21 protein-coding genes and 1 pseudogene are annotated in these 21,668 nt (G+C 64.6%); 13 read left to right on the forward strand and 9 right to left on the reverse strand.

Annotated features, from left to right (window positions below):
- Positions 1 to 24: 24 nt before the first annotated feature.
- Complete coding sequence (locus BQ8794_RS22635) at positions 25 to 1,038, reverse strand: ABC transporter substrate-binding protein (protein WP_077380866.1); 1,014 nt, start codon at positions 1,036 to 1,038, stop codon at positions 25 to 27.
- A 209-nt stretch (positions 1,039 to 1,247) separates the two neighbouring features.
- Here BQ8794_RS22635 and BQ8794_RS22640 point away from each other — a divergent pair, with 209 nt between their 5' ends.
- From BQ8794_RS22640 to BQ8794_RS22665, 6 genes are all read left to right on the forward strand, one after another.
- Positions 1,248 to 3,644, forward strand: a complete 2,397-nt coding sequence (locus BQ8794_RS22640) for a glucan 1,4-alpha-glucosidase (RefSeq protein WP_077380867.1) — start codon at positions 1,248 to 1,250, stop codon at positions 3,642 to 3,644.
- A 138-nt stretch (positions 3,645 to 3,782) separates the two neighbouring features.
- Positions 3,783 to 4,799 carry a phosphogluconate dehydrogenase (NAD(+)-dependent, decarboxylating) gene (gene gnd / locus BQ8794_RS22645; protein ID WP_077380868.1) on the forward strand — a complete coding sequence of 339 codons (1,017 nt, stop codon included), beginning with the start codon at positions 3,783 to 3,785 and terminating at the stop codon, positions 4,797 to 4,799.
- A gap of 16 nt (positions 4,800 to 4,815) precedes the next feature.
- The gene (zwf, locus tag BQ8794_RS22650) at positions 4,816 to 6,192 is read left to right on the forward strand and encodes a glucose-6-phosphate dehydrogenase (protein ID WP_077381014.1); all 1,377 of its coding nucleotides are present in this window, start codon (positions 4,816 to 4,818) and stop codon (positions 6,190 to 6,192) included.
- 17 nt (positions 6,193 to 6,209) lie between these two features.
- Positions 6,210 to 6,914, forward strand: a complete 705-nt coding sequence (locus BQ8794_RS22655) for an ROK family protein (RefSeq protein WP_077380869.1) — start codon at positions 6,210 to 6,212, stop codon at positions 6,912 to 6,914.
- Between the two features lie 147 nt (positions 6,915 to 7,061).
- Positions 7,062 to 7,523, forward strand: a complete 462-nt coding sequence (locus tag BQ8794_RS22660) for a Ros/MucR family transcriptional regulator (RefSeq protein ID WP_023800548.1) — start codon at positions 7,062 to 7,064, stop codon at positions 7,521 to 7,523.
- A 284-nt stretch (positions 7,524 to 7,807) separates the two neighbouring features.
- Complete coding sequence (locus tag BQ8794_RS22665) at positions 7,808 to 9,064, forward strand: MFS transporter (protein WP_077380870.1); 1,257 nt, start codon at positions 7,808 to 7,810, stop codon at positions 9,062 to 9,064.
- Between the two features lie 16 nt (positions 9,065 to 9,080).
- On the opposite strand, the gene BQ8794_RS22670 is transcribed toward BQ8794_RS22665, so the two are convergent.
- From BQ8794_RS22670 to hemC, 6 genes are all read right to left on the reverse strand, one after another.
- Positions 9,081 to 9,797, reverse strand: coding sequence for a glutamine amidotransferase (locus tag BQ8794_RS22670; protein ID WP_077380871.1), 717 nt, complete (start codon positions 9,795 to 9,797; stop codon positions 9,081 to 9,083).
- Between the two features lie 12 nt (positions 9,798 to 9,809).
- A complete protein-coding gene (locus BQ8794_RS22675) occupies positions 9,810 to 10,289 on the reverse strand; it encodes a tellurite resistance TerB family protein (RefSeq protein ID WP_077380872.1) in 480 nt (159 codons plus the stop codon).
- 45 nt (positions 10,290 to 10,334) lie between these two features.
- Entirely contained in the window at positions 10,335 to 11,936 is a 1,602-nt protein-coding gene (locus BQ8794_RS22680) for a heme biosynthesis protein HemY (protein ID WP_077380873.1), read from the reverse strand.
- 10 nt (positions 11,937 to 11,946) lie between these two features.
- Positions 11,947 to 13,425, reverse strand: a complete 1,479-nt coding sequence (locus BQ8794_RS22685; protein ID WP_077380874.1) for a COG4223 family protein — start codon at positions 13,423 to 13,425, stop codon at positions 11,947 to 11,949.
- Positions 13,426 to 13,515: 90 nt separating this feature from the next.
- Positions 13,516 to 14,232 carry a uroporphyrinogen-III synthase gene (locus tag BQ8794_RS22690; RefSeq protein WP_077380875.1) on the reverse strand — a complete coding sequence of 239 codons (717 nt, stop codon included), beginning with the start codon at positions 14,230 to 14,232 and terminating at the stop codon, positions 13,516 to 13,518.
- Position 14,233: 1 nt separating this feature from the next.
- The gene (gene hemC, locus BQ8794_RS22695) at positions 14,234 to 15,160 is read right to left on the reverse strand and encodes a hydroxymethylbilane synthase (protein ID WP_077380876.1); all 927 of its coding nucleotides are present in this window, start codon (positions 15,158 to 15,160) and stop codon (positions 14,234 to 14,236) included.
- A gap of 103 nt (positions 15,161 to 15,263) precedes the next feature.
- Here hemC and tsaD point away from each other — a divergent pair, with 103 nt between their 5' ends.
- The 6 genes from tsaD (at position 15,264) to BQ8794_RS22725 (ending at position 19,495) form a co-directional block, all read left to right on the forward strand.
- Positions 15,264 to 16,349 (forward strand): tRNA (adenosine(37)-N6)-threonylcarbamoyltransferase complex transferase subunit TsaD, encoded by a 1,086-nt coding sequence (gene tsaD, locus BQ8794_RS22700; RefSeq protein ID WP_174654509.1) that lies wholly within the window; start codon positions 15,264 to 15,266, stop codon positions 16,347 to 16,349.
- Positions 16,346 to 17,356 (forward strand): NAD(P)H-dependent glycerol-3-phosphate dehydrogenase, encoded by a 1,011-nt coding sequence (locus BQ8794_RS22705; RefSeq protein WP_077380878.1) that lies wholly within the window; start codon positions 16,346 to 16,348, stop codon positions 17,354 to 17,356. Before tsaD ends, BQ8794_RS22705 begins: the two co-directional genes overlap by 4 nt.
- A gap of 25 nt (positions 17,357 to 17,381) precedes the next feature.
- On the forward strand, positions 17,382 to 17,678 hold the full coding sequence (locus BQ8794_RS22710) for a YciI-like protein (protein WP_077380879.1): 297 nt from the start codon (positions 17,382 to 17,384) through the stop codon (positions 17,676 to 17,678).
- Positions 17,679 to 17,860: 182 nt separating this feature from the next.
- Positions 17,861 to 18,271: an EVE domain-containing protein gene (locus BQ8794_RS22715; RefSeq protein ID WP_143744654.1), complete on the forward strand. Its 411-nt coding sequence runs from the start codon at positions 17,861 to 17,863 to the stop codon at positions 18,269 to 18,271.
- Positions 18,272 to 18,338: 67 nt separating this feature from the next.
- The gene (locus BQ8794_RS22720) at positions 18,339 to 18,938 is read left to right on the forward strand and encodes a class I SAM-dependent methyltransferase (protein WP_174654511.1); all 600 of its coding nucleotides are present in this window, start codon (positions 18,339 to 18,341) and stop codon (positions 18,936 to 18,938) included.
- A 134-nt stretch (positions 18,939 to 19,072) separates the two neighbouring features.
- Positions 19,073 to 19,495: a DUF1761 domain-containing protein gene (locus tag BQ8794_RS22725; RefSeq protein ID WP_077381016.1), complete on the forward strand. Its 423-nt coding sequence runs from the start codon at positions 19,073 to 19,075 to the stop codon at positions 19,493 to 19,495.
- Between the two features lie 61 nt (positions 19,496 to 19,556).
- On the opposite strand, the pseudogene BQ8794_RS37075 reads toward BQ8794_RS22725, so the two are convergent.
- Positions 19,557 to 20,466: pseudogene (locus BQ8794_RS37075) on the reverse strand (LysR substrate-binding domain-containing protein).
- 163 nt (positions 20,467 to 20,629) lie between these two features.
- Between BQ8794_RS37075 and BQ8794_RS22735 the strand changes: the two are divergent.
- Positions 20,630 to 20,878, forward strand: a complete 249-nt coding sequence (locus BQ8794_RS22735; RefSeq protein ID WP_077380880.1) for a hypothetical protein — start codon at positions 20,630 to 20,632, stop codon at positions 20,876 to 20,878.
- A 115-nt stretch (positions 20,879 to 20,993) separates the two neighbouring features.
- Here BQ8794_RS22735 and BQ8794_RS22740 read toward each other — a convergent pair whose 3' ends face one another.
- Entirely contained in the window at positions 20,994 to 21,590 is a 597-nt protein-coding gene (locus BQ8794_RS22740; RefSeq protein ID WP_077380881.1) for a L,D-transpeptidase family protein, read from the reverse strand.
- Positions 21,591 to 21,668: the final 78 nt, after the last annotated feature.

Here is a 21,668-nt window from a genome sequence, read left to right on the forward strand (position 1 = left end):
GATGCAGCTGACAATGTGCCACGTTCACTTGATGTTGGCTTTGATGGCTGCGATGGCGTCTTCCTGTGTGTATTCGTGGCTGGCCACACCACCCTTGGGGATTTTCGGCAGCGCAGCCTCGAAATCATCCTGGGTGAACGCGAGGTATGGCACCAAGAGATCATGCGGGATGTCGGTGCGGCCGTCGAGCACCTGCTGCGCTACCCAGAAAGCCAGCGACGATACGCCCGGCGCGATGGAGGCCGACCAGGTCTGATAGCCGTCCTTGTCCTTCTGTTCCTTCCACCATTGCAGCTCGTCCTGGCGATTGCCCATGATGATGGTCGGGCGCGGTTTGCCGGCGGCGGCGAAAGCCTGTGCCGCGCCATAGCCGTCGCCGCCCTGATCGACGACGCCGACGATTTCCGGCAGCGACGGCAGGATCGTCGCGACCGCCTTCTGTGCTGTGGTCTGATCCCAGTCGCCGGTCACCGAACCGACGATCTTGAACTCGGGGTGAGCGGCGACGCCTTCCAGAATTCCGGCATGAATGGCGTCATCGATCGACGTGCCGGCAAGGCCGCGGATTTCCAGCAGATTGCCGCCCTTGGGCTGGAATTTGGCCATCTGCTCGACTTCCTGCTTGCCCATGTCCTTGAAGTCAACGACCACACGGTAGGCGCAGGGCTCGGTGACGATGCCATCAAAGGAAACGACGACGATGCCGGCGTCGCAGGCCTGCTTGATGGCGCCGTTGAGCGCGTCCGGCGAGGCGGCGTTGATGACGATCGCGTCATAGCCTTGGAGGATCAGGTTCTGGACCTGGGCTGCCTGGGTCGGCACTTCCTTGTCGGCCGTCGTGAAGATGTCCGCGGCGGCGACCACCTTGTCTTCGACCGCCTTCTTGGTGACGATGCCGTAGCTGTCGAGCATCGCCTGGCGCCATGAATTGCCGGCATAATTGTTGGAGAAGGCGATCTTCTTGTCGCTGGTATCGGCCAGTGCGGTGCCTGACGCGAGCATCGCCGCGAATGCCCCCAAAACGAGCATTTTCTTCATGTCATACTCCTCCCTGAGTTGCTGATCTTTTGTAGACTGCTGATGGTTGTTAAAATTCGCGTCCCTGTTTTTTATCTATTGTCAGACAAATTCAGATGGCTCGCAAGCTGTCAACTGCAATCCGCGCAGAGTTGGCGATCAACTTGCGGTGCAATGATTGAAAAGCCTTTGGCTCATGGGCTAGGGAAGGGTCTGGAGGCCGAAATCGAATGGCAGTGACGCCGACTGTTGCGCCGGGCGCACCCGGAATTCCGGCGCGCTGGACCTCGAGCGCCAAGAGCGGCGTCGGAACCGCGCTTTCGCCGGCATGTCCTGTCTGGTTCACGATCAGCCACGGCATCCTCAACGAGGTCTATTATCCCCGCCTCGACAGCGCCTGCACCCGAGACATGGGTCTGGTCGTCACCGGCCCCGGCGGCTGTTTCTCGGAAGAGAAGCGCGATGCCGTGCACAGCCTCGAGCCGTTCGAGGACGGCGTGCCCGCCTACAGGCTGGTCAACACCGCCGCCACCTACCGGATCGAAAAGCGTATCGTTACGGATTCGGAACATCCTGCTTTGCTGCAGGAAATCAGCTTCACGCCGCTGAGAGGCACACAGGCCGACCACCGCGTCTACGCGCTGCTGGCGCCGCATCTGGTCAACGCCGGCATGGCCAACACCGCCTGGGTCGGCGACCACGAGGGAACGCCTGTCCTGTTTGCATCGGGACGTGGCGTTTGCCTAGCGCTCGCCTCGTCGCTGCCCTGGGGAGCATGCTCGGCCGGCTATGTCGGCGTCTCCGACGGCTGGCAGCAACTCCGTCGCGACGGCCGGCTCGACCAGGCTTGCCGCAGGGCCGAGGACGGCAATGTCGCGCTGACCGGGGAGATCGGCTTTTCGGCCGCGAACACCCGGGCGCTGCTGGCGCTGGGTTTCGGAACGACGCCGCAAGAGGCGGCGGAAAATGCCTCGGCCAGCCTGAAGCGAGGCTTTGCGCCCGCCGCCGAATCGTATGTCGAAAAATGGCGGGAGTGGCAGGCTAGCTTGCTGCCGCTGGACCGGCATATAGCGGGGATCAACACCTATCGCCTCAGCACAGCGGTTCTGGCAACGCATCGCTCATCCACCGGAGCGGCCGTCGCCAGCCTGTCGATCCCGTGGGGCTTCAGCAAGGGCGATGACGATATCGGCGGCTATCATCTGGTCTGGCCGCGCGACCTGGTCGAAACCGCGGGCGGCTTCCTCGCCGCCGGCGATCCGGCGCAAGCGCTTGAGATCCTCGCCTATCTCCGCTCGATCCAGCAGCCGGATGGGCATTGGCCGCAGAACGCCTGGCTCGACGGATCAGCCTATTGGCCGGGCATCCAGATGGACGAATGCGCGTTTCCGCTGCTGCTCGCAGACGCGCTGCGCCGGGCTGGGCATCTGGCAGACGCCGCGTTGCGCTCCTTCATGCCAATGATCGAGCGCGCCGCTTCCTACGTCGTGCGCAACGGTCCGGTCACCGGCGAAGACCGCTGGGAAGAGGATGCCGGCTACAGCCCGTTCACGCTGGCCGTCGAGATCGCCGCCCTGCTGGCCGCGGCCGACATGTTCGAAACTTGCGGCAAAGCAAAGCCGGCAAACTATCTGCGGGAAACCGCCGATGTCTGGAACGACCAGATCGAGCCCTGGACCTATGTCACCGGCACTCCACTCGGCAAAGAGGTCGGCGTCGAGGGCTATTATGTCCGCATCGCGCCGCCCGACACCGCCGGCGCGGCGTCGCCGAAGGACGGCTATGTGCCGATAAAGAACCGGCCGCCGGGCGATAGCGACCGGCCGGCCGAGGCGATCGTCAGCCCGGATGCGCTGGCGCTCGTCCGCTTCGGCCTCAGGGCCGCCGACGATCCGCGCATCGTCGGCACGGTCAAGGTCATCGATGCGCAGCTGCGCTGCGACCTGCCGCAGGGGCCTGTCTGGTATCGCTATACCAGCGACGGCTATGGCGAGCACGCCAACGGCGCGCCCTTCGACGGGACCGGCCAGGGCCGGCCCTGGCCGCTGCTGGTCGGCGAGCGCGCCCATTACGAACTGGCGGCGGGACGCAAGGACAAAGCAGCGAGCCTGTTAAAGGCCCTGGAGGATTCTGCCGGGTCTGGCGCCCTGCTGCCGGAGCAGGTCTGGGATGGTCCCGACATGGCCGAACACGAACTGCGGCACGGCGGACCGTCGGGCAGCGCCATGCCTCTGGTCTGGGCGCATTCGGAGCATATCAAGCTGCTGCGCTCGCTCAATGACGGCGCCGTCTTCGACATGCCGCCGCAAGGCGTGAAACGCTACATCGAGGACAGGACCGTGGCGCCGCGCCGGACATGGCGCTTCAATCACAAGCTCCGCGCCATGCCCGCCGGCAAGCTGCTGCGCATCGAACTGCTGGCCCGGGCAGTGGTCCATTGGAGCAACGATAATTGGGCAATCGTCCATGACGCCGCGACGATCGAGAACGCCTTCGGCATCCATCTCACAGACCTGCCCGTTGCCGATGTTCCGCCGGGCGATATGATCGTCTTTACTTTTTTCTGGCCCGATGCCGGCCGTTGGGAGAATGTCGACTTTTCCGTCGGTATCGACAAGCCGGACTAGAGCATGATCCCGAACCGAGGTCCGCGTTAGCGAAAAATGGAAGCCGGTTTTGCTTCGCTGACCTTCGGTTCGGAAAAGATCATGCTCCAGCGATAGAGCAAGTAGATCTTCTATCCCTCAAGAAGCAGGACGAAAAACATGCAGATCGGAATGATGGGACTGGGCAGGATGGGCGCCAACATGGTGCGGCGCCTGCTGCGCGATGGCCACGAATGCGTGGTCTACGACATCAACCCGGCCAGCGTTGAAGCCCTTGTGACGGCTGGCGCGATCGGAGCCGCTTCGATGGAGGAGTTCGTCGGCAAGCTGACCAAGCCGCGCAGCGCCTGGCTGATGCTGCCGGCGGCGATCACCAGCCGGGTCGTCGACCAGGTGGCCGACCTGATGGAGCCGGGCGACATCATCGTCGACGGCGGCAATTCCTATTATCACGAGGCTGTCGACCATGCCGCGCGCCTGGCATCGAAAGGCTTGAACTATGTCGATGTCGGCACCAGCGGCGGCGTCTGGGGCCTCGAGCGCGGCTATTGCCTGATGATCGGCGGCCCCGACAGCGCGGTCCAGCATCTCGATCCGGTCTTCGCCACCCTGGCGCCGGGCGCCGATGCCGGAGTGCCCGCCCCCGGCAAGGATGCCGGAACCGCCCCCTTCGGCTATCTCCACTGCGGACCGAGCGGCGCCGGCCATTTCGTCAAGATGGTCCACAACGGCATCGAGTACGGCGTCATGGCCGCCTATGCCGAGGGCATGAACATCCTGAGGTCGGCGAATGCGGGCAAGAGACAGCGGACGGCCGACGCTGAAACCAGTCCATTGGAAAACCCGCAATATTACCAGTTCGACATCGATATCGCCGAGGTAGCCGAGGTCTGGCGGCATGGCAGCGTCATCGGCTCCTGGCTGCTCGACCTCACGGCAGGCGCGTTGAAGGCCGATTCGGGGCTGACGCAGTTCGGCGGACGGGTTTCGGATTCCGGCGAAGGCCGCTGGACGCTGAAGGCGGCGATCGACACCGGCGTGCCGGCGCCGGTTCTGTCCTCGGCCCTGTTCGACCGGTTCTCCTCGCAGGGCGAATCCGAATTCGCCGACAAGCTGCTGTCCGCCATGCGCTATGCCTTTGGCGGCCATGTCGAAAAGCCGAAGACTGGCTCGTGACGAGGAAGACACGCTCATGAACCAGGAACGGTCCGACACGCTGGTGCTTTTCGGGGCGACCGGCGACCTCGCCCACAAAAAGATCTTCCCGGCACTTTATGCCATGGTCGCCAAGGGAACGCTCACCGAGCCGGTGATCGGCGTCGCTTTCGACGCCTGGGACCTGAAGCAGTTGCAAGCGCGGGCCCGCGACGGCATCGTCAAGGCCATCGGCAAGGTCGACGAAAAGATCTTTGCGAAACTTGCCTCGCTGCTTCGCTATGTCAGCGGCGACTACCGCAGCGCCGCGACATTCGAGAAGCTGAAAAGCGCGCTCGGAACCGCACAGCACCCGCTGCACTACCTGGCGGTGCCGCCGACCATGTTCGAGACGGTCATCCAGGGGCTGGAACAGTCGGGCGCAGCCCAGGGCGCGCGTCTGATGGTGGAAAAGCCTTTCGGTCACGATCTGCAATCGGCGCGCTGGCTGAACCGGGTCCTGCACCTGGTCTTCGACGAGCAGTCGATCTTTCGCATCGACCATTATCTCGGCAAGGAGGCGATCCAGAACCTGCTCTATTTCCGCTTCGCCAATTCCTTTCTCGAGCCGATCTGGAACCGCAATTTCGTCGAGAGCGTGCAGATCACCATGGCCGAGGATTTCGGGGTCGAGGGCCGCGGCCGCTTCTACGACGAGGTCGGCTGCATCCGCGACGTCATCGAGAATCATCTGCTCAACATCCTGCTGCTGCTGGCCATGGAGCCGCCCGTTGGCCGCTCGGCTGACGATCTGATCGACGAGAAGGTGCAGGTGCTGCGGGCGATCCGGACGCTGACCAAGGACGATGTCGTGCGCGGCCAATTCAAAGGCTATCTCAGCGAGCCGGGCGTCGCGCCGAATTCGCCGGTCGAGACCTTCGCGGCGGTGCGTTTCTTCGTCGACACCTGGCGCTGGCGCGACGTGCCCTTCTTCATCCGCGCCGGCAAATGCATACCGGTGCACGCCACCGAGGTCATCGTGCGGCTGAAGCGGCCGCCGCTCGACGTCTTCGACCCGATCAAACCGGGCGACGCCAACTACGTGCGCTTCCGCATCGACCCGCAGGTGGCGATCTCGATCGGCGCCCAGCGCAAGGCCGCCGGCGACGACATGGTCGGCGAGCAGGTCGAACTCACTGCGCTTGACGACAGCAAGGGCGACATGCCGCCCTATGAGCGGCTGATCGGCGACGCCATGAACGGCAACGGCCAGTTGTTCACCCGCCAGGACGCCAGCGAACTCGCCTGGCGGATCGTCGGCCCGGTCCTTGGCGACACCACCCCGCCACACCTTTATGAGCCGGGGACATGGGGTCCCGCCGATGCGATGGCCGGGTTCGGACCGCCGAACGGCTGGATCAATCCGGCGAACTGAACTGGAGGGGCGACGCAATGGCCAAAGCGGCGAAAAAGCCAGCACCGGACAGCGAAAAGATCGTGCTTGCGATCGATATTGGCGGCTCCCATGTCAAGATCCTCACCAGCGCCGGCGGCGAGGAGCGCAGAGCCGATTCCGGACCCGGCCTGACGCCGCAGCAGATGATCACGGCTGTGCAGACGCTCGCCGATGGCTTGCCCTACGACGTCGTCTCGATCGGTTATCCCGGCCCGGTGCACCACAACAGGCCACTGGCCGACCCCGCCAATCTCGGCAAGGGCTGGGTCGGGTGTGACTTCGCAACGCAGTTCGGCAAGCCGGTGAAGGTGGTCAACGACGCGCTGATGCAGGCCGTCGGCAGCTATGAGGGCGGGCGCATGCTGTTCCTGGGTCTCGGAACCGGCCTCGGTGCTGCGATGATCCTCGACAACGTCGCCCAGCCGATGGAGCTCGCGCATCTGCCCTACAAGAAGGGCGGCAGCTTCGAGGACTATGTCGGCGAACGCGGCCTTGAGAAGCGCGGCAAGAAGAAATGGCGCAAGCACGTCTGCGACGTCGTCGAGCGGCTGCGCGCCGCCCTGCAGCCTGACTATGTGGTCATCGGCGGCGGCAATGTCGACAAACTCGACGAATTGCCTGCCGGTTGCAGGCGTGGCGACAACACACGCGCGTTCGAAGGGGGATTTCGACTGTGGCGCGACAAATCCCTGATTGTCTGATATTATAGCGGTTCGGGCCCAAACCTGTTGATCTGGCCCGGCCGTTAGTATTGTTATTCAAAATAATGTGTGGCGTGGTGCGGCGTCATTGCGTTATGCAGATTTGCCGACTAGGAATTCTGCGACCCCACTAACGGAGAAAATAGATTGACCGACGACAGCAACAAAGCCCGCAAGGACATCGACCTTCTCGAGCTGACCGCTCACATCGTGTCCGCTTACGTCGAGAAGAACCGCTTGCCCGCTTCCGGCCTCGGCGATCTCATCGCCAGCGTCAGCGCGTCGATAGGTGGGCTCGGCCAGCCCGCCGTTCCGGTCGCAGCACCGCTGATTCCGGCGGTCAATCCCAAGAAATCGGTGACGCCGGATTACATCATCTGCCTCGAAGACGGCAAGAAGTTCAAATCCCTGAAGCGCCATATCGGCGTTCATTTCGGACTGACGCCGGATGCCTACCGCGCCAAATGGGGCTTGCCGGCTGACTATCCGATGGTCGCCCCGACCTATGCGGCCTCGCGCTCGCAGTTGGCGAAAGCGATCGGCCTGGGCCGCAAGGCCGCCCCGCCGGCGCCGGTCAAGAAGACCAGGAAGCCCAAGGCCACGGTCTGACAGCGTCGTTCGAAGCCCGGCAAAACGGAAGCCTCGAAGATTGGCGAGAACAGCGCTCCCCTCTGTCCGGCAGGACAGGGGGGCGCGGGGGAACTCGACCTGCGCGCCAAAATAACTCTCCACCTCCGCCGAGCTGTGCAATTAGCATGGTAGCCGGAAATCCTTGATCCAGAGCCGATTTTTGCGCGCGCCTCGCACCTAACTGCGTTAAAAGCGCTGTGGTCGGACCAGCGCCCTCGTGGAAGTGCCCCGCCGGCCGACTTCCTTGCCACGGGGCCTGATTCATGACACCCGAACCTCACGCACCGCCCGACCGGCGCTATGCCGCCTTCCGGCACAAACCCTTCCTGAGCTATTGGGCGGCACGCTTCCTCGCCACATTCGCCACCCAGATCGTATCCGTCGCCGTCGGCTGGCAGGTGTACGACCTGACCCGCGATCCGTTCGATCTCGGCGTTGTCGGCATTGTCCAGTTCCTGCCTTCGCTGCTGCTGGTGCTGGTCACCGGGGTGGTCGCCGACCGTTTCGGCCGCCGGCTGATCATGGCGCTGATGGTGCTGCTGGAGGCGATCTGCGCGCTGGCCCTGCTGCTGCTGACGCTGCGCGGCCTTAGCGGACCGGGATTGATCTTCGGCGTGCTCGCCATGTTCGGCATCGCGCGCGCCTTCTTCGGACCGGCCGCGGCGTCGCTGTTCGCCAACCTTGTGCCGCCGGAGGATTTCGGCAACGCGATCGCCTGGAATTCGTCCGCCTGGCAGACGGCGACCATCGTCGGACCGGTCGCCGGCGGCCTGCTCTACGGGCTCTCGGCGCAAGCGGCATACGGCACCGCTGCCGTTCTGATGTTTGTCGCCGCGGTGCTGGTCTTCACCATCCCAAAGCCTGCCCAGCGCAGCGAGACCGACAAGCCGACGATGCAGACCCTGTTTGCCGGCTTCGGCTATATCTGGAGCGAGAAGATCGTGCTCGGCGCCATTTCGCTCGATTTGTTCGCCGTGCTTTTGTCCGGCGCCACGGCGCTGCTGCCGGTCTATGCGCGCGACATCCTCGAACTCGGCCCATGGGGCCTGGGACTGTTGCGTTCGGCGCCGGGGATCGGCGCCATCTGCGTTGCCATCTGGCTGGCCGGACATCCGATCCGCAACCATGCCGGCGTGGTCATGCTCGGCTTCGTCGCGCTGTTCGGCGCCTTCACGGTGCTGTTCGGCCTTTCCACCATCACCTGGTTGTCGATCGCAGCGCTCGCCTTGCTCGGCGCCGCCGATATGTTCAGCGTCTACATCAGAGAGACGCTGATCCAGCTGTGGACGCCGGACAAGGTTCGCGGCCGCGTCAACGCCGTCAATCAGGTTTTCGTCGGCGCCTCCAACGAGCTTGGCGAATTCCGCGCCGGCACCATGGCGGCATTGATCGGCACCGTGCCCGCGGTGGTGATCGGCGGCGTCGGGGCAGTCGTTGTCGCCGGGCTGTGGGCGGTGCTGTTCCCGCAGCTGCGCAAGGTCCGCCACCTCAACGGGCGAAACTGGCCCGGGGCGCGCTGATCCGGGCAAAACCAGATCACGACAGCGCCGGCTTGCCGAAGATCGTCTGCAGGAATTCGCCGAGCCAGCGCTTCAGATGCATGTCCCAGATCAGCCGGCCGCCGAGATGATCGCGACCGGGCTGCGCGCCGGGCAACTCGAAGCGATGTGCGCCGCGAACGACCCAGCGCTGCATCATCGCCCTGGTCAATTCGCCATGGAACTGGATGCCCCAGGCATTGTCGCCATAACGAAAGGCCTGGTTGGGATAGGTTTCGGCCGTCGCCAGCAGCGTCGCGTCCTTCGGCAGCGAAAAGCCCTCGCGGTGAAACTGATAGACCATCTCAGGCCAGCGCATCAGCTTCTTGCCGTCCTCGGTCGCTGTCAGCGGATACCAGCCGATCTCGACCAGCCCCTCGCCATGACCCTCGACCTTGCCGCCAAGATGGTTGACCAGCATCTGCGCGCCTAGGCAGATGCCGAGCAACGGCCGGTTCTCCCTGAGCGGAATTTTTAGCCAGTCGGTCTCGCGGCGGACGAAATCGTCCTCGTCATTGGCGCTCATCGGTCCGCCGAACACCACAGTTCCGGCATGACCGTCCAGTGTTTCCGGCAAGGCGTCGCCGAGCGGCGGGCAGCGGAGATCGAGGTCGAAGCCTTCTTCGATAAGCATGTGGCCGACGCGCCCGGGGCTCGAACTCTCCTGATGCAGCACGATCAGGATTTTTGGTCTCGGCCTTGGCGTGGGTGGCATCGGGGATCCCGTCTATTCGTCGCTCGACGTTCCAGCCGCGCCCGGCACTTTGGCGGCCGCCTTGCGGCGTGCCTCGACGCGGTCGTGGCGTTCGACATCCATCAGTTCGGCGACCCGCCAGACGATATTGTCCTCGAGTTCGTGCAATTCGCCATCGGCATAAACGATTTCCCACATCAGGCCAATGAAGGCTTTTCGCGCGTCCGGATCGAGCTGACGCTTCAAAACGCTGGTGAAGGCGTAGAGGTCGATCGCCTCGTTGTCGGCCCGCTCGCCGGCAGCGGCAAGCGCGTCGAGCTCGTCGCCGCTGATCGAATAGCTTTCCGCCAGCACCGCCTTGAACCGCTCCCATTCGGCATCCTGACGCACGCCGTCGGCACTCATCACATGGTAGAGAAGGGCGGATGCGGCAACGCGCGGATCATCGGCGTTGTTGCGGGCGCGGCCGGCTGCCGGCAGGTCCTTCAGAAACGACAGAACGCGTTCGAACATGTGATTCTTACTTCCCATCAGGCAAAACTATCAAGCGCAGCCAAATCAAAACAATCGAAACTTGCGTGGTGATTTTTGGTCTTCGTCGTCCGGATCGACGCCGGGATCGTCGGGCAGCCGGGCCATTTCCTCCACCGGTTCGACAGCGTCGCCATCCGGCGGCACCGCGGCAAACGCCGTGGCGGTGACCGGCGCAACATCGTCTTCGCCAGTTTCCGATGCCCCCGCGGTGGTCGGTCTTTCGGCTGAACCAGCGGGGTTCAACTCGATCACATTTTCCTTTGCCGGCTTCGTTGGCGCCGCGATTGTCGGCACCGCAGCGTCCGGCGCATCCTCGTCACTGTCGATGAGCTGGCCGAGCCGCTCCATCGGCGCACGCCACTCGAAGGCGTCGAGCTTGCCGGTGATCGGCGACACCGGCGCCCAGCGTTCGGAGACGACGCCGTCGGCGACCCAGGCCGGATCGCGCGGCGCACGCACCGCCTTGGACAAAAGCTGCCGCACCTTGCCCTGATCGCCGGTCTCGGCCTCCTCGATGTCGGCCAGAAGCAGATAGGCGCCTTCGCGGCGATCCATGCGGATGGCCGCCTCGGCCTCTTTGCGGGCGGTTGAAAAGTTCTGCGCGTCGAGCGCGGCGCGCGCCACCGCCAGCGACGATTCGGCGTGGTTCTTCTTCGTCTCCTGCAGCTTCTTCGCCCGGTTCAGCCGGTCGAGCACCGCATCGCCTGGCCGGGCGTGGGTGTAAAGCTCGGCGATCTCCGGATGCGGCTCGGCTTTCCACGCCGTTTCGAGGATCTTCGCGCCCTTGCGCACATCATTCTGTCTGAACAGCAGTTTGGCTGCGATCACCGCCGCCGGCGCGAAATCCGGCCGCAGCCGGTTGGCCTCCAGAGCAGCGGTTTTGGCGGCATTGGGATCGCTGTCGATCAGGGCCTGCGCCTTGGCGGTGAGCAGCACGGCGCGACGCCGGTTGGCGGCATCGCGCTCGATCTGCCGCGTCGATTTCTGCGCCTCGACCAGTTTCAGCGCGCCGTCCCAGTCGCCGCGACCGGTCAGGTCTTCCAGTGTCGATTCGGCGGCCCAGGCCAGCTGCGGCGCCATCGCCGCGGCGCGGCCGGCGTAGTGCCGCGCCGCGTTGCGGTCGCCGAGGCGTTCGGCCTCGAGATAAAGCCCGCGCAGGCCGAGCAGCCGCATTTCGGGATCGTCGAGCATGGTCTCGAATTTTTCGCGGGCACCCTCATGGTCGCCTTCAAGCAGCGAGGCTTGCGCCTCCAGCAATTGGATCAGCGGCTCCTGGTCGGAGCGGATCAACTTTGCCGCTTCCTTGGTCTTCTTGCGGGCGAGCGCTCCGTCACCGGCGCCGGCGGCAATCATGCCGGTCGACAGCGCCTGATAGCCGCGATCGCGACGGCGCACGCGGAAATAGCGCGAGATGGTGTAGGGGCTGTTCCACAGCGCCTTGAGCAGCCACCAGACGATCATCACCGCGGCAACCACGGCAACGACCGCCACCGCCGCCACCATCAGGCTGACCTGGTATTGATAGCCGCTGAAGGTGACGACCATCTCGCCCGGCCGGTCGGCCAGCCAGGCGAAACCCAGCCCGAGCGCGAAAACCACGGCGAGGAAAAGCAGAATGCGAATCATCGGGTTGCCCTCACGCCTTCATCGCACTGGCGATCAGCGCGTCGACCTGCTTCTCGACCTCGATTCGCGCCTTCAGTTTGCCGGCAAAATCGGCGCCGGCAGCCTTCACCGCCTCGGGCAGCGTATCGTATTCGCTGAGCGCCTTGGCGTAATCGCCCTGGGTGACCGCCACCTCCATGCGGGCGACGGCTTCCGGAGCGCCAGCGCCTTCGACGGCACCGATCGGCCTGACCTTGACCAGCGATTGCGCGCTCGACAGCAGGTTTTGCAGGAAGCCGGCATTCTGGTCGACGGGCTCGGAGGCAGCGACCATGGCATTGGCGGCGGCAGGCATTTCGGTTGCGATCTGCGACCGGGTCGGAACGCCCGTTTCGGCGTAGGCACGTAAGGCTGCGATCTCTGGAGCATCCGGCGCAATCGCCGCAAAGGTTTCGAGTTCGGCGGCGAATGGCGCGCCACGGTCGAGTGCCGCCTTCAGCGCCGATGCGGCGATGGCGAGCGCAACCTTCGGCTGCCCGGCCTGTGCCTCGACCTTGCCGGAAAGCTGCGACACCGACTGTTCCAGCGCCGCAAGCCGGCCGTCCTGTGCCTTCGCCGTCTCACCGGCGGATTTCACCGCCGCGTCGAGCCCGGCCAGCTTTTCGTTCAGCGGTCCGAGATCGACCGGCGCCGTGTTGCCGGTCTGGCCAAGCGCCGAAACCGCCGTCTCGATCTGCCTGACCTTATCGCCGAGGGCTGCAAGACCGGCAGTGTCGCCTGCTCCGCCCTGCTCGATCGCCGATCTCAGCGCCGCGACATCCGTCTTGACCTGATCCAGCGCCGACGACAGCCCGTCCACCTTGGTCGAGGCATCATTGTTGCCGGCTGTATCCTTGAGCCCGGCAATCTCGCTCTTCAGCGAAGCGATTTCGCTGTTGACGCCATCGAGCGACACGCCGCCCGGGGATGAATCGTCAGCCCCTGGCGCGCCGAGCAGGCCGGAAAACTGCAGCCCTGCGGCGGCAGCCAGCGCGATGACGCCGCCGATAATGCCGGCGGCGATGCCGTTGATGCCGCCACGCTTCGGCTGTGCTGCCATATCTTCAGTCCCTGTCTGGGTTTCCTTCGGCGCGTCTGCGGCGCTCGCCTTGGCCGATGCGTCGTCGAAACTGTAGTCGAAGGCCCGCTTCGCCGATGCCTCCGAGCCGGCCGGATAAGTTGGTTTGGGCCCTTCAGGACCTTTGGCGCCACCCTCTGCCGGCTGTTCAGAGCCGGCAGGCGGGGCCGCTTCGGCATGTTCCCACGGCTCGATGTCGGTCTGGTCGGCATGGACGGGTTCTTCAGGCGCTTCCGGCTGCGACGCGCTTGCCGCCTCCTCCGCCTTCGCCTCGTCGGTCCGCCCGTTGGCGGCATCCTCGTCGGCAACGCGCGAGACAGCGCCGGGCTCGAGCTCGATGGTCATCGGCTCGCGACGGCTTTTCGAATGCCGCATCTTCGGCGTCTTGACCATGCTTGGGCTCCGCAAATTCGCTTCGGGATGGTTCAGAAAGGGTCTAGCACATCACCAAGCGGTGAAAAGGGGCGGCGTGATGACACGGGGTCAAGGCGACGTCCGCAAAAGCTCCAGCAGCGCCTCCTCGCTGGGCTCCGGCGCAACGCGGAGCTTCTCTGAGGCAACAGTCTCCAAGGCTGCGGCGATACGTCCGGACAGGGCAAAAAAACATGTCCTTTTAAATGGCTCACGCAGCGCCGGCCGCCCGGCCAGTGCCTGCATCGCTGTGACCGCCTTGACCGAATAGAGCAGCACCACCTCGACCGGCAGGCCGGACAAGCGCGCAAGAACGGCCTCGTCGGAATAATCCAGCGCGACCGTGTCATAGGTCTCGACGGCGCGAACCTGAACGCCTGCCGACTGCAGCCGCTGCTCGAAACCCGAATAACGCACCCGCCCGCACAAATAGACGATGGTTTGTCCGGCGTAATCGCCGGCAAGCGCATCCGCCAGCGCCTCGGCATCGCCCGGCCCTTCGCTGACGGACAGAAACCCGGCCGCACGGGCGGCCTGCGCTGTCCATCTGCCGACGGCATGGCAAGGCAAACCGGCGAGCGCCGTGCTGATTTCCTTCGGCGCATGGCGCACGGCATTGGCGCTGGTGACAGCAACGGCCGCGGCATTGGTTGCGACCCTGTCCGCATCGACCGGCAGCGCCACCGTTTCGGTCAGCGGCAGCAGGATCGGCTTAAAACCCAGGTCCTCGAGCCGCTGTGCCGTGCGCGAGGCGCCCGGCTCCGGCCTCGTCACCAGGACGCGACGCATGTCAGGCCCAGCCGTCGAAGAATTTTTCGCCGGCCTTGGCCCGCACGGTCCTGGCGGCTTCATCGCCGATGCGCGCGCCATCTTGCGCCGGGCCTTCCGCCTTGACCTCATGGGATTGCGCGCCGTCCGGCGAGATGATCAGCCCGCCGAAGAAGACCGTTTCGCCCGATATCGTCGCATGGCCGGCAATCGGCGTGCGGCAGGAACCGTCGAGCGCCGCCAGGAAAGCGCGTTCGCAGGCCAGCGCCTGCCCGGTCGGCACGTCGTGGACTGCCGTCAGCATCCTTTCCACACCAAGGTCGCCGATGCGGCTTTCGATGCAGATCGCGCCTTGCCCCGGCGCCGGCGGAAAGCTGTCGAGCGGCATCAGGTCGGTGATGACATCTTCGAGCCCGAGCCGCTTCAGCCCGGCATAGGCAAGGATGGTGCCGTCGGCGACGCCCTCGTCGAGCTTGCGCAGCCGCGTCTGCACATTGCCGCGGAACATCACCACATTGAGATCCGGCCGCATCCGCCGGATCAGCGCCTGACGCCTGAGCGACGACGAACCGACCTTCGCGCCGTGCGGCAATCCGGCGATCGTTTTGGCCGCCTTGCCGACGAAAGCGTCGCGGGCATCCTCGCGCGGCAGGAAGGCAGACAGTTCCAGCCCGTCGGGCAACACGGTCGGCATGTCCTTCGACGAATGCACGGCGATGTCGATGCGGCGCGCCAGCAGCGCCTCCTCGATTTCCTTGGTGAACAGCCCCTTGCCGCCGGCTTCCGACAGCGGCCGGTCCTGGATGCGATCGCCGCTGGTCGAGATGACGACCACTTCGAATGCCTCAACCGGCATGCCGTGAGCGGCCATCAGCCGCGCCTGCGTTTCATGCGCCTGCGCCAGCGCCAGCGGGCTGCCGCGTGTTCCGATTTTCAAGGTTGTTTGCATGGCGCGCTGTCCGTGATAACCCCCGGCAGATCGAGGCCGTTTCCGGGCTTTCTCCTAACGGGGAAAGGCTGGTTGCACAATCTCCAGGGATGGCAACGAATTGATCCGCGTTCTGGGCATTGAGACGAGTTGCGACGAGACCGCCGCCAGCGTGGTAGCGCTGGACGGCGGCGGCGCGCCGAAAATCCTGTCCGATATCGTGCTCAGCCAGATCGAAGAGCATGCCGCCTTCGGCGGCGTCGTCCCCGAAATCGCCGCGCGCGCCCATGTCGAGGCGCTGGACGGCATCATCGTGGCCGCGCTTGCCGATTCGGGAGTCGATCTCGCCGATATCGACGCGATCGCTGCGACCGCCGGCCCCGGCCTGGTCGGCGGTCTGATCGTCGGTCTGATGACGGCCAAGGCGATCGCAGCCGCGGCGAACAAGCCGCTGATCGCCATCAACCACCTCGAGGGCCATGCGCTGACCGCGCGGCTGACCGACGGGCTCGACTTTCCCTATCTGTTGTTGCTGGTGTCCGGCGGCCACACGCAGATCGTCGCGGTGCGTGGCGTTGGCGACTACCAGCGCTGGGCGACGACCATCGACGATGCGCTCGGCGAAGCTTTTGACAAGACGGCCAAGATGCTCGGCTTGCCCTATCCAGGCGGGCCGAATGTCGAGAAGGCGGCGGCGACCGGCGACGCCGCGCGCTTCGCCTTCCCGCGGCCGATGAAGGGCTCGGCGCAGCCCGATTTTTCCTTTTCCGGGCTGAAGACCGCCGTGCGACAGGCAGCAACGGCCATCGCCCCGTTGAGCGACCAGGACGTCGCCGACATCTGCGCCTCGTTCCAGGCGGCGGTGGCGGATGCGCTGGATGATCGTGTTTCGAGAGCGCTGAACCGTTTCCGCCAGGAGTTTCCGAGCGAGCTGAAGCCTGCGCTCGTCGTTGCCGGCGGTGTCGCCGCCAACCGGACGATCAAGACGACACTCGAAGCCCTGTGCGAAAAAGCCGGCTTTGCCTTCGTCGCGCCGCCGCTCAAACTCTGCACCGACAATGCAGCGATGATCGCCTGGGCCGGCATCGAGCGGCTGCGCGCCGGCATATCGGGTGAAAACAGCGCCGACTTCGTGCCGCGTTCGCGCTGGCCGCTGGACAGCATCTCCGCTCCGATGGTCGGCTCGGGCCGGCGCGGAGCCAAGGCATGAGCGGTAGCGGGCACACGGCGCCAAGCGGCTGGCGCATTGCCGTGCTCGGCGGCGGTGCCTGGGGCACGGCGCTGGCGCTGGCCATGCTGCGCGCCGGTCATTTCGTCCGCCTTTATGCGCGCGACCCGGAGACCGTCACCGCGATCGACCGTGGCGAAAATCCTCGCTATCTGCCGGGCATCGTGCTCCAGGCCGGCATCGTGGCAACGAGCGACATCGAGGCTGCGCTCGACGGCGCCGACTGCGTGCTGGCGGTGGCGCCGGCGCAGTCGCTGCGCGCCATGCTGGCCACCGCGAAAGCCCATATGCCGAAAGACGTCCCGCTGGTCCTCTGCGCCAAGGGCATCGAGCGCGACACCGGCGCGCTGCTGTCGGCGATCGCTGGAGAGATCCTGCCTGAAAATCCGGTCGCCGCCCTGTCCGGCCCGAGCTTCGCCACTGACGTCGCCAGGGGGCTGCCGACGGCCGTGGTGGTCGCCGCCGGCAATGAGGGTCTGGCGGCCGACCTGGCCGCGCGCTTTTCGGCGCAGAATCTGCGCTGCTATTCGAGCGACGACGTTATCGGCGTCGAGATCGGCGGCGCGCTGAAGAACGTCTTCGCCATTGCCGCCGGCGCCGTCACCGGCGCCGAACTCGGCGCCAGCGCCCAGGCCGCCATGGTGACGCGCGGCTTTGTCGAATTGCGCCGCATCGGCGCTGCTTTCGGCGCCAGGCCGGAGACGCTGATGGGACTTTCCGGCCTAGGCGACCTGTTGCTCACCTGCTCGTCCGCCCAGTCGCGCAATTTCGCCTACGGGCTGGCGCTGGGGCAAGGCAAGCCACTTGCCGGGCTGCCCTTGGCCGAAGGGGTGCCGACGGCGGCGATCGCCGCCCGCATCGTCACCGAGCGCAACATCGACGCGCCGATCATCACCGCCGTCGCCGCCATACTGGACGGCACGATCACCATCCGCCAGGCTGTGTCGGCGCTGATGACAAGGCCGCTGAAGACCGAAACCGACGTGTAATGTTGAACAATCCGGAGATGGAAAGATGCTGTTTGCGCTGATTTGCAAGGACAAGCCTGGAAGCATGCAGGTGCGGCTCGATACGCGGCCCGAGCATGTCGCCTTCCTGGAAGGATTGAACGGCGAGGAGAAGCTGACTTTCGCCGGTCCGTTCCTCGACACCGACGGCAAGCCGAACGGCAGCCTCGTCGTGGTCGAGGCGCCCGATCTGGCCGCGGCAGAGGCGCTGTCGGCGGCAGACCCTTATGCCAAGGCAGGGCTGTTCGAGAGCGTCGAAATCCGGCAATGGAATTGGACCTTCAACAAGCCTGTAAGTGCATGACCGTTCGTTTGCGCCGCCCCTCATCCGCCTGCCGGCACCTTCTCCCGTGAAGAACGGGGAGAAGGGACAAGTTCCAGCGCTGGCGATCCCCCTCTCCCCGTCCTTACGGGGAGAGGGTAAGGGTGAGGGGCGGCGCCGACTTCAACAATGATGAAATGACAAACGGCAACAGGACAACTGTGATGAACTACTGGCTGTTCAAATCCGAACCCTCGGTCTTCTCCTTCGAGGACCTCAAGGCGAAGGGCAAGGCGGGCACGCAATGGGACGGCGTGCGCAACTATGCGGCGCGCAACAACATGAAGGCCATGCAGATCGGCGATCTCGGCTTCTTCTACCATTCCAACGACGGGCTCGATGTGGTCGGCATCGTCGAGGTCTGCGCGCTGGCCCATCAGGACACCACCACAGACGATCCGCGCTGGGAATGCGTCGATATCCGCGCCGTCAAGGATGTACCGAAGCCGGTGACGCTGGAACAGGTCAAGGCCAATCCCAAGCTTGCCGAGATGGCGCTGGTCCGGCTCGGACGGCTTTCCGTGCAGCCGGTGACGCCGGCCGAATGGAAAGAGGTCTGCCGCATGGCGGCCTGACGCCGGCGCCGTGACGGCGCTGACGCCAAACAGCGCGAGAAACTTCATCCTCGACAACACGACGCTGATGGCGCCGCCGCATGTGCCGGAGATCCTGCTGCATCTGGCCGACGAGGCGCATGATCTGTGGCAGCGGACAGAGGACGAACTGGCCGAAATCGGTCTGCCGCCGCCTTTCTGGGCCTTCGCCTGGGCCGGCGGCCAGGGCCTTGCCCGCTACATCCTCGACAATCCGTCTGATGTGCACGGCAAGCGCGTGCTCGACTTTGCCTCCGGTTCCGGCCTTGTCGCCATTGCGGCAGTGAAGGCCGGCGCGGCAGAGGTGATCGCCGCCGACATCGACCCGTTCTGCGCGACCGCGATCCGCCTCAACGCCGAGGCCAATGGCGTCGGGATAAAGTTCCTTGGCACCGACTGCATCGGAACCGATGCGGGCTGGGACGTGGTCCTGGCCGGTGACGTCTTCTACGACCAGTTGCTCGCCGACAGGCTGAAGCCATGGTTCGCGACGCTCAAGGCGCGTGGCGCTGACATCATCGTTGGCGATCCCGGCCGCTCCTATTTGCCGAAAGCTGGACTGGAGCCGCTCGCCGTCTACGAGGTGGCGGTAACCCGGGCGCTGGAAGATGCCCTGGTCAAACGCACGACCGTCTGGCGGTTTGCTTGACGGCATCGCCGAACAGGCGTTTCCATCACGCTTTGTTTTTGAGAATACGCATGTCGTTGTCCCAAAACCGCTGGACACCCCCGGTTCGGCCCGGGGGCATGCTTTTGGGCGACATGCTTCCGCGGAGGAAAACCATGGATTTTTCAGCAGTGAACTGGCTGGCGGTGATCGTCGCCGCGGTGGTGACGTGGTTGTTCGGCGCTGCCTGGTACATGGGCCTGAGCAAGCCGTGGCTCAAGGCCGCCAGGCTTGATCCGGCGACCATGAGTAAATCGCCGCTGCCCTTCGTCATCAGCTTCATCGCGGAACTTGTCATGGCGCTCGTCATGTCTCTGATCGTCGGAGCGATGACCGGTGGCGAACCGAGCCTCGTTGCCGGGCTCGTCTTCGGCTTCGTTCTCTGGCTGGGATTCGTCGCCACGACGCTATCCGTCAATCATCGCTACCAAGGTTTCGGCTGGGACCTGACCATCATCGACTGCGGCCACTGGCTCGGCGTGCTGCTTATCATCGGCGCGGTGATCGGCTGGTTCGGCGCGGCGGGTGTCGCGGGCTGATGCTGCCACCATGAAAAATAGGTCGACGACTGCCGGCTGATCACTCAGGGCGACCTGAAGCTCATCCAAGCGTCGGCTCCGGCTGCGGGTTGTGAACTTCGTTGAGGAGCCAATCCCTGAACGCCACGATCCTGGGATCGTTGGCGGATGCGATGGGATAGACCAGGAAGTAGGCGAATTCGGGCGGAACCTTGATGCCAAGTTCGAAGGGCCGGATCAGCCGGCCCTCGGAAAGGTCGTTCGCCACCATGGCAAAATCGGCGAGCGCAACGGCATTGCCGTCGAGCGCGGCCTGAACGGCGTCGGTCGAGGTGCCGAACACGATCGTCCGGCTGTCGTCGAAATCGTCGACGCCGGCCGCCGCCATCCACATCCGCCAGTTTGGCCAGGTCACGCCTTGTCGCGCCCACTCGATCGCGTGGCTCGCGCAGCGGCGGGCCGGAGGCCAGCAGGCTGGGGCTGCACACAGGGATGATGATGTTGTCGAACAGCCGGTGGGTGCAAAGTCCCGGATATTTTCCCGCGCCGAAACGGATGCCGACATCGACGTCGTCCAGGTCGAAATCGCGCAATTCAGAGGCAATGTCGAAGCGGAGCTCGATGCCCGGTCGCTGCTTGCGAAAATCGTCGACGCGTCGCATCAGCCATTTTGTCGCGAACTGGGCGTCTAGTGTTACTTTCAGCAACGCCGTTCCACGCGCCAGCTTGTGCGCCCGTGAGACGGCGCGGCCAAGCAGGTCGAGCGCGTCGGTCGCGGCCTCGAACAGCACCGCGCCCGCCTCGGTCAGCCGGATGGTGCGGCTGGTGCGCGTGAACAGCACGATGCCGAGCTGATCCTCGATTTCCTTGATCTGGTGGCTCACCGCAGCCGGCGTCAGGCCGAGTTCGTCTGCGGCGCGGGTGAAATTGAGGTGCCGGGCGGCTGCTTCCAGCGTCCTCAACGCACGGGTTCCAGGCAGCAGGCGCGCAATCACAGTAGGGCGAGGAGAGGTAGGTCGAGCATTTCCAATCCTCAAAGAAAACTTGAAGATGCTGAGAAAACTACTCGTTTCTCGTTTTAATTTCAATCTGGCATGATGAGACCATCGAAATAACATCAAACCGGATTTGATGTCCGGAGAAGCGGATTGCACCATGTCCCACATTGTCTTGAGCTCTGCAACCGTCCGCCCCGTCTGGCTGCGCGCGGTGTTTGATTGGTTCCGCCATGCAAAAATCGCGGTCAACCTTCCGCAGGAGAACATCGAGGATCTGCCGGACCGCCAATTGCGCGACATCGGCGCCGAACGTAAGGATGTCGCACGTGTGATGGATAGGGAACTCGGCCGACTGGGTCTTCTCGACGTCGGCTGGCAGAGGCCGGGAAAGCGAGTAGGGCAGTAGGGCAGTAGGGCAGTAGGGCAGTAGGGCAGTAGGGCAGTAGGAAATCGCCAATAGATATGCGCCGGACTGCGCCACCCTTACTTTCGCTAATCCCCCTATTCCCTTCCCTTCCCATCTACCTCACCACCCTCATCACCGTGCGGTCCGACAGCAGCGGCAACAGCCGGGCCATCGTGCGTGCCGTCACCGCGACGCAGCCTTGCGTCGGCGTGAAGTCAGGGCGCGCCAAATGAAAGAAGATGGCGCTGCCGCGTCCGCGGCGACGCGGCGCAATGTTCCAGGCGAGCACCAGGCAGGCGTCATAAAGGCGGTCGGCGCGCAGCATCCGCTCGTGGCTGGCGCCATAGGGAATCTTGACCGGACGGTTGTAGTTGCGGTCCTCAGGCACTTCGCACCAGCCGAGATCGCGACCGATCGGCGCCATCGCCAGCCGGGTTTTGCGGCCGCCGGGAAAATGATCGTTACGGAAATATCCCGACAGTATCCGCATCGACCCAAGCGGCGTGGCGCCATCGCCTTCGCGCTTGCCGGCCGATATGCCGCCGCGCCCCAGCGCACAGGAAAACACAAGTTTGCCAGCCTGCAGAAGTCCCTGGCTGGGGTGGCCGGGCCTGGCGCGCACGGTGAGAACACGAAGCCCTTTTCGCAAAAATGCGCTCGCCTCATTGCACGCGCGTTTTTTCTTGTATGATCGTGCCACGGAACAAATCATTGTGATCGGCTGTTGTGCCGGTCAGCTTCCGCATAAACAGGCAGCGGTCAACTGAATTTTCTTTTCAAAACAACGGAT

The organism is Mesorhizobium prunaredense, from assembly GCF_900156895.1.
GTDB classification, from domain to species: Bacteria; Pseudomonadota; Alphaproteobacteria; order Rhizobiales; family Rhizobiaceae; genus Mesorhizobium; species Mesorhizobium prunaredense.